Source organism: Janthinobacterium sp. GW823-FHT06H09 (assembly GCF_058794735.1).
Genome location: NZ_JBXAHC010000004.1, coordinates 61,988 through 78,570, shown reverse-complemented (window position 1 = coordinate 78,570; position 16,583 = coordinate 61,988). Strand labels below are relative to the sequence as shown.

Sequence of the window (16,583 nt, the reverse complement as noted above, 5' to 3'; positions counted from 1 at the left end):
GACACTGCCGGCGCCATGCCGGCAGTGTTGCAAGCTCGCTTGCGGTTCTAAAAAACGGGGCGCGCCGGGATGCCGACCGCGGTGGCACCAGCTGGCACGTCATGCAGCACTACCGCATTGGCACCTATCTTCGCGCTGCGGCCTATCGTAATGGGCCCCAGGACACAGGCGCCCGCACCAATTTCCACATCATCTTCGATCACCGGAACCTTCAGCAATCCAGCGCGCCCACCGATGGTGACGTTCTGCGATATCTTGACGCGGTCGCCAATGACGGCACGTGCATGCACAACGGTACCCAGCCCGCTATATGCCAGCAATACGTCCTTGCCCATTGTTACGCCTGGCGGCAACACCACGGCAAAGAGCATGCGGTTGAGCACGTAGAGAATTCTTGGCAGGAACGGGATGCGATGGCGGTGTAGCCAGGCAGACAGGCGAAATATTTTTAGCATGGGGAGCGCAGCCTTTTCAAGTTGGCGGTGTATGTACGGCGGCGTGGCGACGGCAGACGGCAGACGGCAGCGTAACCGGATAGCTGGTGACATTGCAATGAAATATCGGATGTATGGCCTGTTGCCCTGTACACTTTATTCTGGCAGTACGAGTCATTCTGCCGAAGATATGGTGTAACTGACATTGTTCGCAGGCATGGATGGTACAATTATAATAATTCTATGCCATTTATGATAATATTTTTCGTCCTCGACGATTGATTCACCTTGCCTCTGCGACTCTTCATACATGTTTCTCAAAATACTACAGCTCGTGCCTGAGGCATTGCCGACCTTTCGTCCGGATGTGGCTGTCCTGTTCGGTAAATATTTGCCCCGCCATCAAGTCGTATGTGATCTGGTGGGGACGGCGGACAGTGCGCCATTCCAGGAACAGAACTTTGCCTCGGCGCAGCGTCCCCTTTATCACTCCAGCCGCTTGCGGCGCGAATGGTCGTTCATCAAGCTGAGCCTTCGTAGTCTGCTGTCAGCCCGGCGTGGCGACTGCCATATTATCCAGGTACGTGACATGGTGTCGATCGGCCTGCTTGCAATGTGTATTGCCCGCTTCAAGAAAATTCCATTTACCTATTGGGTATCCTACCTGATGTGCGAAGGCCGCATAGAAAACGCGCGCCATCAGCTGGCTCGCCAGCCCAGTCTGCGTCAGCGGCTGGTACTGGTCAAAGGATTGTTGGAGGCGCAACTTCTATACCGGCTCGTCTTGCCGGGTGCCAAGCACATTTTCGTGCAAAGCGATGCCATGCGTGACTATATGATCGCAAAAGGAATTCCTGCCGAGCGCCTGAGTGCCGTGCCGATGGGCGTGGACATGGAACTCATGGAAGGCGCCCCCCGATCGAGCAGGCGTCCGGAAGGCTGGCAGGACGTACCGCTGCTCGCCTATCTGGGGACCCTGGACAAATCGCGTAATGTCGAACGCCTGATCGAGGCGCTCCAGTTGTTGCGCGTAACGGTTCCGCGTGCCTGTCTGTTATTGATCGGTGGTTCTCCCTATGTACAGGACGAGCAGGACTTGCTGCAGTACGCGGAGCGTGCCGGCCTGTCCGACGCTGTCCGCATTACCGGGTGGCTGCCTTCGGCGCAGGCCTGGGAATTGCTGTTGGGCGCCGATCTGGCGCTGTCCTATATTCCACGCGGAGTCCGCTACGATGTCAGTTCTCCTACCAAATTACTGGAATACCTGGCCCTGGCAATGCCCGCCGTCGGCAATGACAGCCCCGACCAGGTGCAGGTGCTGGAGGCCAGTCAGGCCGGCTGGCTGACGGTTAGCATGCCGGCCGCCATGGCCAGCGCCATGGACGAGGTGCTGGCCAACCCGGAACGCGCCCGTTTGCGCGCCAGCCATGGGCCGGCGTATATTGCCAGCGCGCGCAGCTATGCCATCATTGCTGAGCATGTTGCTCAACAGTATCGCCATATCGCAGCCGCCTAGGCTTTTGCCAAGTACCGAAGGCAAAGGAGATCAATGGATGGGAACTTTGTCACCAGCAAATAGTGCCCCCCCGCGTGACGGGGTGCTCGATGGATTTCGCATGGTGCTGGCCGTCATGGTACTGGCTTTGCATGCCGGAAGCGAGGCGGTTGGCGAAGGCGCCTATTTGACGGTCAATGGCCTCTTCCGCATAGCGGTACCCGTCTTTTTCATTATGAATGGCTATTATTTCAGCAAGGCATGTACGAGCAGAGCCACTTTTCTTTCTTGGTTGAAAAAATCTGCCGGTATTTACGCATTCTGGATGGTGCTGTATTTGCCATGCTACCTGCATCCGCAGGCACTCTCCGGTATGACTGCCTGGGCCATGCTGTTTGCCACGGTGGTGATGGGGTATCACCACCTCTGGTATATGTCGGGCCTGATCTGTGCCGGTATCTTGCTATATTGCTTGCGTAAGCAGGCAAGCGCCCGTCTTGCTGCCATGGCCGCCATCTTGTTTGTGATGGGGGGCTGTCTGCAATATTGTCGTGTTTATCACAATTTCTCATCCTCTCTGCTGCAAAATATCGTGGCGCTGAACTGGATGTCCCGTAACTTTTTGTTTTTTGGCTTCCCTTTCCTGTGTGCGGGCTTCTTGATCGCCAGACATGCCTGGCGTCCGCGAAGCCAGGCGGCGATGGTGAGCGTTGCCGCTGCAGCATTGCTTCTTGTTCTGCTGGAGGCGCATGCGAACTATCTCTTGCAAGGCGCGACCAAGAAAGGTTTCGACATGGTGTTTGCGCTGGCCCTGGCAGCACCAGCATGCTTCATGGCAGCACTGCATGCCCCCCCGCACGGCAGCATGCTGGCCTCCAGAATGTCATCCGCAGTCTACTTTATTCATCCTGCTTGCCTGGCCTTGGGGGTCTATTGGGGATGGCAAGACTGGGGAAGCCTGACCTTGGCAGGACTGTTCCTGTCGTTGCTTGCCAGCCTGCCGCTGGTGCTGTTGGCGCGACGCTGGCGCTATATTTTGTAAGTTGCACGACTGTCCCGCATCTTGTGGATAGTTCTGTTATTAATGACTTGGGATAATCGGTATGCTTGCTTCCATAAAAAAAATTCTTGCTGCGCGGCGGGTACGTCGTTTTGAGCAGATGCTTCGCGGGCGCGGCGTTGCGCTTGGTGAAAACATTCGTTGGGGAAATTTGAAGACCATCAGTATCGATGTCACGCGCCCAACCTTGCTGGAAATTGGCGCGGGAACGACGATCAATTCTGGCACGGAGATTCTGACGCATGATTTCGTCACCAACCTGTTCCTGGATTTGCATGGCGACTTCGTTAATTCTTCGGGTAAGGTGGTGATCGGCCGAAACGTGTATTTTGCCCGCAACTGCACTGTACTCAAGGGTGTGACCATCGGCGATAACTGCGTGATCGGCTATGGCGCTGTCGTCACCAGGGACGTACCGTCCGGCGCGATCGTAGCGGGCAATCCGGCGCGGATTGTCGGAAATGTCGAGCAATATTATGAAAAGCGCAAAGTCAAATGTGTGGCTGAAGCCTTTGAGTATGCGCGCAGCATCCAGGAGCGTCTGGGGCGGCGCCCTGTGGTGGAAGATTTCTGGGAAGAATTTCCGTTGTTCATGGATGGCGACCAGCTGGACGACCGCGTGCCGGTGAAACGCCAACTGGACCGGGCCTATCCGCGGTATGTGGCGAATCACAAGGCGCAGTTCGCATCCTTTGAGGCTTTTCTCCATGCCGCCGGCATACGCGATTGAGAATCATGCCTGAAAAGCAGGTTTTTTATGCTTGCGCCAGTTTTTCTCGCTGCGCAAAGTGATATCGCGCGCACACTGGTTACATGATTAACTAGATTGCAAAAAAATAATTTATAATATGAAAATGATTACTGTGATGTTGCTTGGACCGTCCCTTGATGCGGTCAGTGGGGTCAGTACCCATCTGAATCAAATGTACCGTTCCAGCTTGTCGCGAGATTTTCATCTTGTACATTTCCAGGTGGGCAGCGAAGGGCGCGGGGAGTCCGCATCAGGAAAATTGCTGCGTCTTATGATCAGCCCGTTTCAATTTGCCGTATCGTTGTTGCGGAAACGTCCCGACATTGTCCATGTAAACACGTCGATGGAGCAAAAGAGTTACTGGCGCGATATTGTGTATGTATTTATCGCCAAACTGATGGGCAAACAAGTCGTCTATCAGGTCCATGGCGGCGCGCTGCCAGAGAATTTTTTTGGCAACCGGCCGTTGCTTACAGGCCTGTTGCGCAAGGTGCTGCGTTCTGTTGACAAGGTTGTGTTGCTGGCACAAACGGAATTGCGCGCCTATCAACATTTTGATGACGCACTGCCGTTGGCGGTGATACCGAATGCCATCGATATCGCCGATGATCCGCAGGACAAACGAATGCATGTCCGTCCCTTGCTGCTGGTCTATGTGGGAAGGCTGGCGGAAAGCAAGGGCCTATTCGAATTGCTTTCGGCTCTGGCTATGGTTCGCTCTGCCGGCGTCACCGCGACGTTGAAGATCGCTGGTAGTGGCCCAGCCGAGGTCTCCTTGCGGGCGAAAGTCGTCGAATTGGGCTTGCAGGACGCCGTGAGCTTCCTCGGGCCGGTGTTTGGCAAGGAGAAAGACCAGTTGTGGAAATGTGCGGATGTATTTGGGTTTCCAACGCATCATGAGGGCCTGCCCTATGCCTTGTTGGAGAGTATGGCGGCCCGTACGCCGGCGCTGGTGTGTCCGGTGGGCGCCATTCCCGATGTGATGCAGGATGGCGTGCACGGATTTTTCGTGGCATTGCGCGATCCACAGGCACTGGCGCAGGCTATTTTACGGCTCGATGGGGACCGTGCCTTGCTGCAAAGCATGGGCCAGGCCTGCCGCTTGCGTATCGAAAGCCAGTATTCGCTGGAGCGCCTGGCACAGGATTTTCGCGATACCTATGGCGCACTGCGTCGATAAGATTACTTTTCAAGAGGCTGTTATTCATGTGTGGTATTGCTGGCTTCATTCTCCCCGTATCTGTTCCTGGACAGCGTGACATCATGACCGCGATGGGGGCGGCAATTGCCCATCGGGGTCCTGACGATACCGGCATCCTCGATGTCGTCAGCAGCGACGCGCAGTATCGCGTGGGCCTGGTGCACCGGCGCCTGTCGATCATCGATCTGGCCACCGGCCACCAGCCGCTGGGCAATGCCGACGGCTCGGTGCAAGTGATTTTTAACGGCGAAATCTACAATTTCCAGTCACTGCGGGAAGAGTTAATTGCCTTGGGGCATATCTTCAAAACCGCGTCCGATACGGAAACCATCGTGCACGCGTATGTGCAGTGGGGCGAAGAGTGCGTGCGGCATTTCCGCGGCATGTTTGCCTTCGCCATATGGGATGCGCGCCACGACCGTCTGTTTATCGCGCGCGATCCGTTCGGCAAGAAACCGCTGTTTCTGTGCGAACACGCGGGCGGCCTGCTGTTTGCCTCGGAAATAAAGGCCTTGCTGGCCGTTCCTGGTGTCGCCGCGCAAGCTGACGAGTCCGCCATTTGGGATTATTTCGCCTACCGCTACGTGCCGGGCCCGGCAACCCTGTTCCAGGGTATTCGCAAACTGGCGCCTGGTTCCACCCTGACATGGGAAAACGGCGCACTGCGCGAACAGGTGTATTTCACGCCTGCCGACAGCCGGTCGCGCATGGCGGCCCCGTTGCCCGCCGACCCTGTCGCCACCTTCCTCGACAAGCTCGATGAATCGGTGCGCATCCGCATGATTTCCGACGTGCCTTTCGGCGCTTTCCTGTCCGGCGGCATCGATTCGTCGGCCGTGGTGGCGCTGATGTCGCGCCATACGGAATTGCCGGTCAAGACCTTCTCCGTTGGCTTCAAGGAGGGCGGCTTCAGCGAACTGGCATATGCGGCCGATATCGCCCGCCAGTTCAAGACCGATCACCATGAACTGGAAGTATCGGTTGACCAGGTCATCGCGCTGCTGCCCGACCTTGTGCGCTTCCGCGACGCCCCGGTGGCCGAGCCTTCCGACATCCCCATTTATCTGCTGGCAAAAGAATCGCGCAAGACCGTGAAGATGGTCTTGACGGGCGAAGGCTCCGATGAAATCCTCGGCGGCTACCCGAAGCACGTGTACGAGCGCTATGCGGGCAACTACCAGATGCTGCCGGGCCTGCTGCGCCGCGGCCTGATCGAACCGGCCATCGGCGCCTTGCCGTATCGTTTCCGCCGCGCCAAGACGGCCATCGTGAACCTGGGCCTGGAAGCGTTCGACGAGCGCATGCCGCGCTGGTTCGGCATGATGTCCGACCAGGAGCGCGCGCGTCTGGTGGCCATGCCGGCGCCGGCGCGCCAGCGCGATCCTTCGCTGGGCTGCGGCAGCGCCGGCAACAGCGCCTTGCGCCGCATCCTGTGCTTCGATCAGCTGAGCTGGCTGCCCGACAATCTGCTCGAGCGGGGTGACCGCATGACCATGGCTGCCTCGCTCGAGGCGCGCATGCCTTTCATGGACCACGAACTGGCCGCATATGTGTCGAGCCTGCCGGACGAGTACCGCGTGCGCGGCCGTACCACCAAGTGGATCTTGCGCGAAGCCATGAAACAGCTGCTGCCGCAAGCCATCCTGGAACGGCCGAAGGTGGGCTTTCGCGTGCCCGTCAACGAATGGTTCCGCGGCCCCATGAAGGATTATCTGTATGAACACTTGACGGGCGCCGATTCGCGCACGCGTCACTACTACCATGCGCAAGCCCTGCAGCAGGTGCTGGCCGAGCACGTGGCCGGGCGGCAAAACCACGAGAAGCTGCTGTGGAGCTTGCTCACCCTGGAAATCTGGCACCGCCAGTATCTGTGACATGCGCATGCTGAGCAATCTGTCCTGGAAACTGAACCGCCTGCGCGCCATGGGCGCGCCCGAGGTGGCACACCGCGTGCACGATGCCGTGAGGCAACGTCTGCAGGCACGCGGCTATGGCCTGGCCCTGGTGCCGCCAGAGGCCGCGCGCCAGCGTTTCGGCGCGCCATGGCTGGGACTACCCGTCGACGCGGCGCCGCACCTGGCGGCGGCCGAACGCATCCTGGCGGGCCGCTTCGATGTTTTCGCCCTGCGCGATGCGGACTTGGGTTTCCCGCCCCAATGGAACCGCGATCCGAAGACGGGCACCGTGGTGCCGCTGGGCTTTGGCAAGACGCTCAATTACCGCGATGAAGCGGTGGTGGGCGACATCAAATGCCTGTGGGAACCGAACCGCCACCTGGCCGTGGCCGACCTCGCGATGGCATACCGGCTGGGCGGCGAGCTGCGCCATGCGCACGGCGCGCAAGCGCTGCTGGAATCGTGGTGGCAGCAGTGCCCGTATCCGCTGGGGCCGAACTGGAGCAGCGCGCTGGAACTGGCCTTGCGTCTGGTCAGCTGGTCGCACGCGTGGCACTTGCTCGGCGGCATGAATAGTCCCCTGTTTGAGGGGGCGCAAGGGCAGGCGTTCCTGCAGCGCTGGCTCGACAGCATCTACCAGCATTGCCATTTCATCGCCGGACATTTTTCGCGCCACTCGTCGGCCAACAACCACCTGTTTGGCGAGTTGACGGGCTTGCACATCGCCGCGCTCACATGGCCGTGCTGGCCGGAAAGTGCAGGCTGGCTGTCGCAGACGGAGCGCGAGCTGGAAGCGGAAGCGTTGAAACAGAACGGTCCGGACGGTGTGAACCGCGAGCAAGCCATTTATTACCAGCACACGGTGGCCGACGAAATGCTGCTGTGCGTCCTGGCAGGCCGGGCCAACGGCCGGCCCCGCTCGGCTGCCTTTTTACAGCGCCTGGAAGCCATACTGGTCTTTATCGCTGCCATGACGACCGTGGCGGGCGAGCTGCCGATGATCGGCGACGCCGATGACGCATTGCTGGCGCACTGGGACAAGGCGCCCGGCGCGAATCCCTATACCTCGCTGCTGGCCAGCGGTGCGGCCCTGTTTGGCCGCGCCGACTTCAAGGCCAAGGCGCGTATCTTCGACGAGAAAAGCGCCTGGCTGCTGGGCGAGACGGGGCGCCAGGCATTTGATGCCTTGCCGGACGCTGTGCCCGATACCTTGCCGCGTGCCTTCCCCGATGGCGGTTATTACCTAATGGGCGCGCGCTTCGATACGCCGGCCGAAGTGCGCTTGACCGCCGACGCAGGTCCGCTGGGTTACCTGGGCATCGCCGCGCACGGCCACGCCGATGCGCTGGCGCTGACCTTGTCGGTGGCGGGGCAGATGGTGCTGGTCGACCCGGGCACCTATGCGTACCACACGCAAAAGCGGTGGCGCGATTATTTCCGCGGCACCAGCGCGCACAACACCGTGCGCATCGATGGCCGTGACCAGTCCGAGTCGGGCGGCAACTTCTTGTGGCTGCGCAAGGCCCGCGCGCGATGTCTGGCCTGGCGTGACGATGTTGAGGGGCAATTCTGGAGCGCCAGCCATGACGGCTACCTGGGCTTGAAAGATGCTGTGCTACATCGGCGCGACGTGCGCGTGGCGCCCGGCGCAGCACTGATCGTGGTTGACGACGTGCTCGAATGCGAGGGCGCGCATGCAGTGGAGCTGTTCTGGCACGTCGATCCCCGCTGCCGCGTGCAGCTGGATGGCCAGGTGCTGCGCGTGGCCGGCGATGCCTTCTCGCTGGAAATGCATTTGCCATCGTTGCCAGATGCCTCCCTGCAACTGGTGCACGGCAGCGACAATCCGCCGCTGGGATGGATATCGCATCATTTTGATGAAAAGCAAGCCGCGCCGACCCTGGTCTGGCGCGCACAGGTGCAAGGCACGACCGCCTTGCGCACCGAGTTACGCTTGAGTTTAGCTACCCCTGATCTGTCAGAAAATACGAGGAAAACATGAAAATTAGCATATTTGGTTTGGGTTATGTGGGTGCCGTATCGGCCGGTTGCCTGGCAACCGATGGGCATGAAGTGATCGGCGTCGATCCGAACAAGACCAAGGTCGATCTGATCAACCAGGGCACCACGCCCATCATCGAAAAAGACATCGGCGAGATGATCGCCGCCACCGTGAAAAGCGGCCATTTGCGCGCCACGGCGGACGTGCGCGACGCCGTCTTCGGCTCCGACATGTCGCTCATCTGTGTGGGCACGCCATCGCAACTGAATGGCAACCTGGACTTGAGCCACGTGCGCAAGGTATGCCAGGAAATCGGCGCCGCCATCGCCGAGAAGGACAGCTTCCACGTCGTCGTGGCGCGCTCGACCATGCTGCCGGGTTCCATGCGGGCGCTCGTCATTCCGACTCTGGAAGCGGCATCGGGCAAGGTGGCCGGCGTCGATTTCGGCGTGTGCAACAACCCGGAATTCCTGCGCGAAGGCACGGCCGTCTACGATTACTACCATCCACCGAAGACGGTCATCGGCGAATCCGATGAAAAGGCGGGCGCGCTGCTGGTGCAGCTGTATGAAAAGATGGATGCGCCGCTGGTGCGCACGGACGTCGAGACGGCCGAAATGGTCAAGTACACGGACAACACCTGGCATGCCGTCAAAGTGGCGTTCGCCAATGAAATCGGCAATATCTGCAAGGCCGTCGGCATCGATGGCCACAAGGTGATGGAAATCTTCTGCCAGGATACCAAGCTGAACCTGTCGCCGTACTACATGAAGCCGGGCTTTGCCTTCGGCGGATCCTGCCTGCCGAAAGACGTGCGCGCGCTGACCTACAAGGCGCGCAGCCTGGACCTCGATTTGCCCTTGCTTAACTCCATCCTGCCGTCGAACCAGCGGCAAGTGGAAAAGGGCATCAAGATGATCGTCGACAAGGGGGCGCGCAAGGTGGGCATCCTGGGCTTCTCGTTCAAGGCCGGCACGGATGACTTGCGCGAGTCGCCGCTGGTCGACGTGATCGAGTATCTGCTGGGCAAGGGCTACGAACTGAAGCTGTACGACAAGAACGTCAACCTGGCCGCCCTGACGGGCGCCAACCAGGATTACATCCTCAATCACATCCCGCACATTTCCAAGCTGATGGTGACGAGCATGCAGGACGTGCTCGATTTCGCCGACACCATCGTCATCGGCAATGGCGCGGCCGAATTCAAGACCGTGCCCGCCAGCCTGCGGCCGCACCAGCACATCGTCGATCTGGTGCGCATCAGCAAGGATCAAAGTGGAGAGCAATATGACGGCATCTGCTGGTAAGCCCGTGGCTGCCCAAGCAAGGCGGGTGCTGATCCTGGTGGAAAACCTGCCGTCGCCCTTCGACCGGCGCGTGTGGCAGGAAGCGACCACCCTGCATGCGAATGGCTATGACGTGTCGATCATCTGCCCGACGGGCAAGGGCTACGAGTCGCGCTACGAAGCCATCGACGGCATCCATATCTACCGCTACCACCTGCCGCTGGAAGCGGAAGGGGCCAAGGGCTATCTGGTCGAGTATTCGCTGGCGCTGTTCCATACTTTCCGCCTGGCGTGGAAAGTGCATTTCGCGCGCGGATTCGATGTGATTCACGCCTGCAATCCGCCCGATTTGCTGTTCCTCATCGGCGGCTTCTTCAAGCTGACGATGGGCAAGCGTTTCCTGTTCGACCACCATGACATCAATCCGGAACTGTACGAAGCGAAGTTCGGCCGCCGCGATTTCTTTTACAAGCTGATGGTGCTGTTCGAGCGCTGGTCGTTCCAGAGCGCCGACGTGTCGATCGCCACCAACGAGTCGTACAAGAAGATCGCCATCGAGCGGGGCGGCATGAAGCCCGAGGATGTCTACGTGGTGCGCAGCGGACCCAAGCTGGACCGTCTGCGCGTGCTGCCGCCCGTGCCGGAACTCAAGAAGGGCCGCACTTACCTGGTCGGCTACGTGGGCGTGATGGGCGCGCAGGAAGGCATCGATCTCCTGCTGCAGGCGGCGCAATACATCGTGCAAACCTTGAAGCGCGAGGACGTGCAGTTCGGGCTGGTCGGGGGCGGCACCTCGCTCGAGCAGATGAAGCAGATGGCGCACGACCTGGGCATCGGCGACTACGTGACGTTTACGGGGCGCGTACCGGATCAGCAATTGCTGGAAATGCTCAATACGTCCGATGTCTGCGTCAATCCCGACGTGGCCAACGACATGAACGACAAGTCGACCATGAACAAGATCATGGAATACATGGCTTTGGGCAAGCCGATCGTGCAGTTTGATCTGGTCGAGGGTAAGGTTTCCGCACAGCAGGCATCCTTGTATGCATTGAAGAATGATCCTGTCGACATGGCGCGCAAGATCGTCGAGTTGCTCGACGACCCTGCCCGCCGCGAGCAGATGGGCGCGTTCGGCCGTCATCGCGTGATCAATGAGCTGGAATGGGAATATGAGGCGCCGAAGCTGCTGGCCGCGTATGCGCGCCTGTTTCCCGCTGCCGTGCCCGCCGCTCCGGTGACCTTGAGCAAGGACGGCCGCTGATAGCGCCGGACAAAAGCGCCGCACGCGGCGTGCTGATCGCCTGAACGCTCATAGTGTCGAGCGTGCATGCTCCTCAATAAACTGTTTGCGAAGTGAAACCATGAAAATTTACCCAGTCATCCTGTCCGGCGGTTCGGGCACCCGTTTATGGCCTCTGTCGCGCGCCGTATTGCCCAAGCAATTGTTGCCGCTGGTAACGGACAAGACCATGTTGCAGGAAACGGCGCTGCGCGTGCAGAGCCTGCCTAACCGCCGCGCCGGCGACAGTGCGCTGGCCGAGTTCGAAGTCATGCCGCCGCTGGTGGTGTGTGGCAATGAGCACCGTTTCATGGTGGCCGAGCAGTTGCGCGAGATCGGCCTGTCGCCGCTGGGCATTTTGCTCGAACCTGTGGGGCGCAACACGGCGCCAGCAGTGGCGGTGGCGGCGCAATACCTGCTGGCCATCGATCCGCAGGCGCTGATGCTGGTCTTGCCGGCTGACCACGTCATCACCGACGTGGCTGCGTTTCACCAGTCTATCGCCGAAGCGGCCCTGCTGGCGGCCGGTGGCGCGCTGGCCACCTTCGGCATTGTGCCGACGGCGCCGGAGACGGGCTATGGCTACATTCGCAGCGGCGCGCCCGTGAGCCCTGGTGCCGCGGGTTGCCAGGTCGAGCGTTTTGTGGAAAAGCCCGATCTGGCCACGGCGCAGTCATTCCTTGCCGCTGGTAATTATTTCTGGAATAGCGGCATGTTCATGTTCCGTGCCGAACGCTATCTGGGCGAACTGGCGGCATTCCAGCCAGCCATGCTGACCGCCTGCGAAGCGGCCGTGCGGGACGGCTACCGCGACCTCGATTTCTGCCGCCTGGAAGAGAAGGCCTTCGCCGCCAGCCCGTCCGATTCGATCGACTATGCCGTCATGGAGCATACGTCGCATGCGGTGGTGCTGCCGGCCGCCATCGGCTGGAGCGACGTCGGTTCCTGGTCGGCCTTGTGGGACGTGCAGCAGGGCGATGCCAACGGCAACGTCGTGCGCGGCGACGTGTATCTCGATGGCGTGAGCAATTGCCTGGTGCGCGCCGAGCGCCGCATGGTGGCCGTGCTGGGTGTGCAGGACTTGATCGTGGTGGAAACGGACGACGCCATCCTGGTGGCGCACAAGGACCAGGTGCAGCGCGTGAAACAGGTGGTCGACCACCTGAAGCAGGCGGGACGCAGTGAACACGTGCAGCACCGCAAGGTGTACCGCCCGTGGGGCAGTTATGAAGGCATCGATATCGGCGAGCGCTTCCAGGTCAAGCGCATCACCGTCAATCCGGGCGGCAAGCTGTCGCTGCAGATGCATCATCACCGGGCCGAGCATTGGGTGGTGGTCAGCGGCACGGCCAGCGTCACGTGCGGTGAGAAGGTGACCTTGCTGACGGAAAATGAATCGACCTATATTCCCATCGGCATGACGCACCGGCTGGAAAACCCGGGCAAGTTGCCCTTGCACCTGATCGAAGTGCAGTCGGGCAGCTATTTGGGCGAAGACGACATCGTGCGCCTGGAGGATGTTTATCAGCGCGCCTGATGTGCGGCTTCATGATATCAGCTCAGTGAAACTATTGGCTTTAAGAATGATGCTATAAAGTAACTTTTCATTGAACAATAGTTAACACATAGAATTACTTTATGCTATGATTCTGCCTGGTTTGATCAGATAACTCATGCGGACGCATTATCGCGTCCGCATTCACGTTGAGTGGAATCGCATGAAGAAAAATACGTATTCAGTGCTGGCCGCGCTCGCTTTTGCCGGTTCAGCTTTATTCGCGCAGGCAGCCTATGCCGCGCCCGTCGACATCAGTTCCACGCCTGGCGCCGTCAATCTGGCTGCGGGCGGTTCGCTGACCTTTGGCGACAAGTTTAAAAACAATCAAAAAAGCAATTTTTTCAATGACCTGTTCGCATTTAACGTGAGCAAGACTAGCGACCTGAGCGTGGTACTGAACTCGCGCAGCAGCAGCGCGACGAATGGCTTGAACCTGACGGGTTTCGGCTTGTACAGCAGTGTCGGCAATACCTTACTGCTGGGCGGCAATCAGTTGTTGACCGGCATCGATGATAAATGGAGCCTGTCGTATGCCAATCTGGCTGCCGGGTCCTACTATCTGAAAGTCAGCGGCAACGTGGTGTCGAACACGGGCGCGGCCTTCAGCGCGAACGGCAGCCTGGTATCGGCCGTGCCGGAACCTGGTACGTATGCGATGTTGCTGGCGGGCCTGGGCTTGCTGGGCTTCATGGCACGCCGTCGTCAGAAGGCGGCCTGAGCCGGCTCTGCCTGATTGGTATCCTCGTTTGCGTTTCCATCCCGCAACTGGCATGAACCAGTTGCAGTCATCTTGGTGAAAAGTATGAAAAAATTCCTGAAATCCCTGTTCGTGGCCGCCATGTTTGCCGGCAGCAGCCTGGCAGCCCATGCGGCGCCGGTTGACATCAGCCACGCGGCGGTGGATCTGACGCAAGATTTGCTCGATTATTCCAGCAGCGAGTTGCTGGGCTCGTTTTCGCTGGCCCCAGGCCAGTTGGCCGGCGCGGGCAATAACTTTTTCAGCGACAAATTCACGTTCAGCGTGACGGGTTTTAACGACCTGAGCGCACTGGCGACCTCGCTCAAGCCGAGCGCCAACTCCGGCCTCACGCTGACCGGCTTCAGCCTGGGCAATGCCAGCGGCATTCTGTTTCATGGCGCGCTAGACTTGATCAATTTCACGGCGCAAGACCAGGCATGGTCGCTGCAGTCCGGTTCCGCGCCTTTGGCTGCAGGCAATTACTTCCTGCAAATTGACGGTTATGTTGCCTCGCCAACTGGCGGCAGCTACAGCGGCATCCTGGCCGTCACGCCGGTGCCGGAACCGGAAACCTACGGCATGCTGCTGGCGGGCCTGGGTTTCGTCGGCTTCATGGCACGCCGCCGCAAGCTGCAAGCCTGAAGATAAAAAATTCTGTACATGAAGCGGAGGCTGCGGCCTCCGTTTTTTTTTGCCGCCGGCCGACGTGGGGCTATAATCGTCACGCACAGTGGGTGGCTGCGGCATGGCTGCTTCGATTTTCTTCAATGACGAAATTGACCTTGCATAACTCTCTCTTCCTTTTGCTGGCATTGGCTGCCGGCATTGCCCATGCCGATGCGCCATCCATGCCGCCAGGATTGAATGCGCTCCAATTGGCTGTCGTGATCAATGATGCGGAACCGAACAGCATCGCGGTGGGCGAATATTATCGCCAGGCGCATGGCATTCCTCCTGCAAATGTTGTGCACGTGAATATCCCGAACCGCCCGCGCAAGCTCAGCGTGGCTCAGTTTGCGCAGCTGAAGGAACGTATCGACGCGCAATTGACACCCCATATCCAGGCCGTGCTGATGGTGTGGAGCGCGCCCTACGCGGTCGAATGCAATTCCATCACTTCCGCCTATACCCTGGGCTACGATGCGGCGCAATGCGCGAAGACGTGTGACGCCGGCAAGCCCAGTACTTATTTCAACAGCAATGTGCCGCAACCATTCACGCAGATGGGCATGCGCCTGTCCATGCTGCTGCCCGTCGACTATGTGGAAGAGGCCAAGGCCGTGGTGGACCGCGGGACGGTCAGCGGTTTTTCCGTGCCCGCCGCCAGCGCGTATTATCTGACCACCAGCGAAAATGCGCGCAACAGCCGTGCCGCTTTTTTCCCGCCTGCCGGGATCGTGCGCCAGCGCAAGCTGACCGTCAAGAACCTGAAGGTCGATGTACTCGATGGCGCACAGGACATCATGGTGTATCAGACGGGCATGGCCAAGGTCGCCAAGCTCGACACCTTGCGCTTCCTGCCTGGTGCCCTCGCAGACCACCTGACTTCGTTTGGTGGCGATTTGCAGGGGACGGCGCAAATGAGCAGCCAGCGCTGGCTGGAGGCGGGCGCGACGGCCAGCTACGGTACCGTCAGCGAGCCATGCAATTACTGGCAAAAATTTCCCAATCCGACAGTGCTGCTACGTCGCTATCTGACAGGTATGACGGCGTTGGAAGCTTACTGGGGCAGCGTGGCGTGGCCGGCGCAGGGATTATTCATCGGTGATCCACTGGCGGCGCCGTATGCCGCCTTCCGGCGATGAGATGGTGCTGATAGAGGAAAGAGGCTCTTGCGAGCTTTTTTATTATGCCTTGCGGCGTGCGGCAAAGCCCAGCAAGGCCAGCCCAGCCATCAGCATGGCCCATGTTTGTGGCTCAGGAACGGCAGGAATGGTGGGGACCAATGGTGCGGGTACTGTATTGCGGCCCGTATCGATACCACCGCCGCTGCCACCGCCACCCACGCCGCTGCCCGCTGGGAAGCTGTTACCGCTGCTTGAGGCCGAGCTCAGCAATTGCGGAACGTCTTCCGGCATGTTCTGACGCACGAGGCCTGGCGCGTGGTAGCCATCCCAGCTGGGAAACTCGTCCGCAGCCGCTACGGAAGTAAACTGGTCGATATTGCTGACAGAGTTGCTGTTCTTTAAGCCTTTGCCACCCTGACCGCCATTCATGCCGCTCAACCCGGTATCGTCGAGCAGGCCAAGCGAATGCGTGCGTCCGGACTGTGCTGGTTTGCTCAGGTCGGGGACTGCTTCATCGCTGCCATATTGCTTTGTCTCGCCGACGCCGTCGTTGCTGCGGACATCAATGCCGATATAGCCGTCGATCAGACGGCATGAACTATATGTGCTATCCATATCATCATTTTTGTTCGCCTTGCCGCCGGCGCTATTGCCGCCGGCAGCCTCGCACCGTTTCTGTTGTTCCGCCGCTGGTTGCGCGCGCGCGTTTTGCGCGTTAACTGTCGCGTGTGTCACGGACAGCAGCGTGACGAGCAAGAGTGAAAATTTGAAACTGATCGGTGTGGTCATGTTTGATCTCGCGGAGTTATTGCTGACAGCGTGTGCTGTCTTCGTTGGGCCAATGCCGCACATCGCCGTTGCTGTGCATAGCTGAAAAACAGGCATGGATTGGGCCCGATACGTTTCCGACTGTATTGCTGGCACCTGAAGTATGGGCTGACAACACTTAATCGTTGCAAGTAATTAAACTTATTTGTAGGAAATATATCATATTTTGCTTGTGGCTGCTGAGCTGATGTCCTGCAGAATTATATTTGTTGCTTGGTCGCCACTTTAATGGACGCCATCTTACTCCATTCGGCTTAATCAAATG

Annotated in this window: 14 protein-coding genes; 12 read left to right on the top strand and 2 right to left on the bottom strand. The window is 59.3% G+C overall.

The window, feature by feature from the left end:
- Window positions 1-47: 47 nt before the first annotated feature.
- Entirely contained in the window at window positions 48-455 is a 408-nt protein-coding gene (locus AC1Q6X_RS07410; RefSeq protein ID WP_099410436.1) for a serine O-acetyltransferase, read from the bottom strand.
- 289 nt (window positions 456-744) lie between these two features.
- Between AC1Q6X_RS07410 and AC1Q6X_RS07405 the strand changes: the two genes are divergently transcribed.
- The 12 genes from AC1Q6X_RS07405 to AC1Q6X_RS07350 all read left to right on the top strand — a co-directional run bounded on the left by AC1Q6X_RS07405 (window position 745) and on the right by AC1Q6X_RS07350 (window position 15,508).
- Window positions 745-1,950: a glycosyltransferase family 4 protein gene (locus AC1Q6X_RS07405; protein WP_230503985.1), complete on the top strand. Its 1,206-nt coding sequence runs from the start codon at window positions 745-747 to the stop codon at window positions 1,948-1,950.
- Window positions 1,862-2,971 (top strand): acyltransferase family protein, encoded by a 1,110-nt coding sequence (locus tag AC1Q6X_RS07400; RefSeq protein WP_492496143.1) that lies wholly within the window; start codon window positions 1,862-1,864, stop codon window positions 2,969-2,971. The genes AC1Q6X_RS07405 and AC1Q6X_RS07400 overlap by 89 nt, the downstream gene beginning before the upstream one ends.
- A gap of 61 nt (window positions 2,972-3,032) precedes the next feature.
- On the top strand, window positions 3,033-3,719 hold the full coding sequence (locus AC1Q6X_RS07395; RefSeq protein WP_230503989.1) for an acyltransferase: 687 nt from the start codon (window positions 3,033-3,035) through the stop codon (window positions 3,717-3,719).
- Between the two features lie 118 nt (window positions 3,720-3,837).
- Window positions 3,838-4,920, top strand: a complete 1,083-nt coding sequence (locus AC1Q6X_RS07390) for a glycosyltransferase family 4 protein (RefSeq protein WP_230503991.1) — start codon at window positions 3,838-3,840, stop codon at window positions 4,918-4,920.
- Window positions 4,921-4,946: 26 nt separating this feature from the next.
- A complete protein-coding gene (gene asnB / locus AC1Q6X_RS07385) occupies window positions 4,947-6,815 on the top strand; it encodes an asparagine synthase (glutamine-hydrolyzing) (protein WP_492496140.1) in 1,869 nt (622 codons plus the stop codon).
- Between the two features lie 7 nt (window positions 6,816-6,822).
- Window positions 6,823-8,838, top strand: coding sequence for a heparinase II/III family protein (locus tag AC1Q6X_RS07380; RefSeq protein ID WP_230503994.1), 2,016 nt, complete (start codon window positions 6,823-6,825; stop codon window positions 8,836-8,838).
- Entirely contained in the window at window positions 8,835-10,145 is a 1,311-nt protein-coding gene (locus tag AC1Q6X_RS07375) for a nucleotide sugar dehydrogenase (RefSeq protein ID WP_492496138.1), read from the top strand. The genes AC1Q6X_RS07380 and AC1Q6X_RS07375 overlap by 4 nt, the downstream gene beginning before the upstream one ends.
- Window positions 10,126-11,388: a glycosyltransferase family 4 protein gene (locus tag AC1Q6X_RS07370; protein WP_492496136.1), complete on the top strand. Its 1,263-nt coding sequence runs from the start codon at window positions 10,126-10,128 to the stop codon at window positions 11,386-11,388. The genes AC1Q6X_RS07375 and AC1Q6X_RS07370 overlap by 20 nt, the downstream gene beginning before the upstream one ends.
- 100 nt (window positions 11,389-11,488) lie before the next feature.
- Window positions 11,489-12,943: a mannose-1-phosphate guanylyltransferase/mannose-6-phosphate isomerase gene (locus AC1Q6X_RS07365; protein ID WP_492496134.1), complete on the top strand. Its 1,455-nt coding sequence runs from the start codon at window positions 11,489-11,491 to the stop codon at window positions 12,941-12,943.
- 181 nt (window positions 12,944-13,124) lie between these two features.
- Window positions 13,125-13,682 (top strand): FxDxF family PEP-CTERM protein, encoded by a 558-nt coding sequence (locus AC1Q6X_RS07360; protein WP_492496132.1) that lies wholly within the window; start codon window positions 13,125-13,127, stop codon window positions 13,680-13,682.
- 84 nt (window positions 13,683-13,766) lie between these two features.
- Window positions 13,767-14,345: an FxDxF family PEP-CTERM protein gene (locus AC1Q6X_RS07355; protein ID WP_230504003.1), complete on the top strand. Its 579-nt coding sequence runs from the start codon at window positions 13,767-13,769 to the stop codon at window positions 14,343-14,345.
- Between the two features lie 134 nt (window positions 14,346-14,479).
- Window positions 14,480-15,508: a TIGR03790 family protein gene (locus AC1Q6X_RS07350; RefSeq protein ID WP_230504075.1), complete on the top strand. Its 1,029-nt coding sequence runs from the start codon at window positions 14,480-14,482 to the stop codon at window positions 15,506-15,508.
- A 42-nt stretch (window positions 15,509-15,550) separates the two neighbouring features.
- Here AC1Q6X_RS07350 and AC1Q6X_RS07345 read toward each other — a convergent pair whose 3' ends face one another.
- The gene (locus AC1Q6X_RS07345; RefSeq protein WP_230504005.1) at window positions 15,551-16,279 is read right to left on the bottom strand and encodes a PEPxxWA-CTERM sorting domain-containing protein; all 729 of its coding nucleotides are present in this window, start codon (window positions 16,277-16,279) and stop codon (window positions 15,551-15,553) included.
- Window positions 16,280-16,583: the final 304 nt, after the last annotated feature.

What these genes read in the sequence shown, in the direction of transcription:
- AC1Q6X_RS07410 (WP_099410436.1), bottom strand. Translation starts at nt 455, where the DNA reads ATGCTAAAAATATTTCGCCTGTCTGCCTGGCTACACCGCCATCGCATC.
- AC1Q6X_RS07405 (WP_230503985.1), top strand. Translation starts at nt 745, where the DNA reads ATGTTTCTCAAAATACTACAGCTCGTGCCTGAGGCATTGCCGACCTTT.
- AC1Q6X_RS07400 (WP_492496143.1), top strand. Translation starts at nt 1,862, where the DNA reads ATGGGCCGGCGTATATTGCCAGCGCGCGCAGCTATGCCATCATTGCTG.
- AC1Q6X_RS07395 (WP_230503989.1), top strand. Translation starts at nt 3,033, where the DNA reads ATGCTTGCTTCCATAAAAAAAATTCTTGCTGCGCGGCGGGTACGTCGT.
- AC1Q6X_RS07390 (WP_230503991.1), top strand. Translation starts at nt 3,838, where the DNA reads ATGAAAATGATTACTGTGATGTTGCTTGGACCGTCCCTTGATGCGGTC.
- asnB (WP_492496140.1), top strand. Translation starts at nt 4,947, where the DNA reads ATGTGTGGTATTGCTGGCTTCATTCTCCCCGTATCTGTTCCTGGACAG.
- AC1Q6X_RS07380 (WP_230503994.1), top strand. Translation starts at nt 6,823, where the DNA reads ATGCTGAGCAATCTGTCCTGGAAACTGAACCGCCTGCGCGCCATGGGC.
- AC1Q6X_RS07375 (WP_492496138.1), top strand. Translation starts at nt 8,835, where the DNA reads ATGAAAATTAGCATATTTGGTTTGGGTTATGTGGGTGCCGTATCGGCC.
- AC1Q6X_RS07370 (WP_492496136.1), top strand. Translation starts at nt 10,126, where the DNA reads ATGACGGCATCTGCTGGTAAGCCCGTGGCTGCCCAAGCAAGGCGGGTG.
- AC1Q6X_RS07365 (WP_492496134.1), top strand. Translation starts at nt 11,489, where the DNA reads ATGAAAATTTACCCAGTCATCCTGTCCGGCGGTTCGGGCACCCGTTTA.
- AC1Q6X_RS07360 (WP_492496132.1), top strand. Translation starts at nt 13,125, where the DNA reads ATGAAGAAAAATACGTATTCAGTGCTGGCCGCGCTCGCTTTTGCCGGT.
- AC1Q6X_RS07355 (WP_230504003.1), top strand. Translation starts at nt 13,767, where the DNA reads ATGAAAAAATTCCTGAAATCCCTGTTCGTGGCCGCCATGTTTGCCGGC.
- AC1Q6X_RS07345 (WP_230504005.1), bottom strand. Translation starts at nt 16,279, where the DNA reads ATGACCACACCGATCAGTTTCAAATTTTCACTCTTGCTCGTCACGCTG.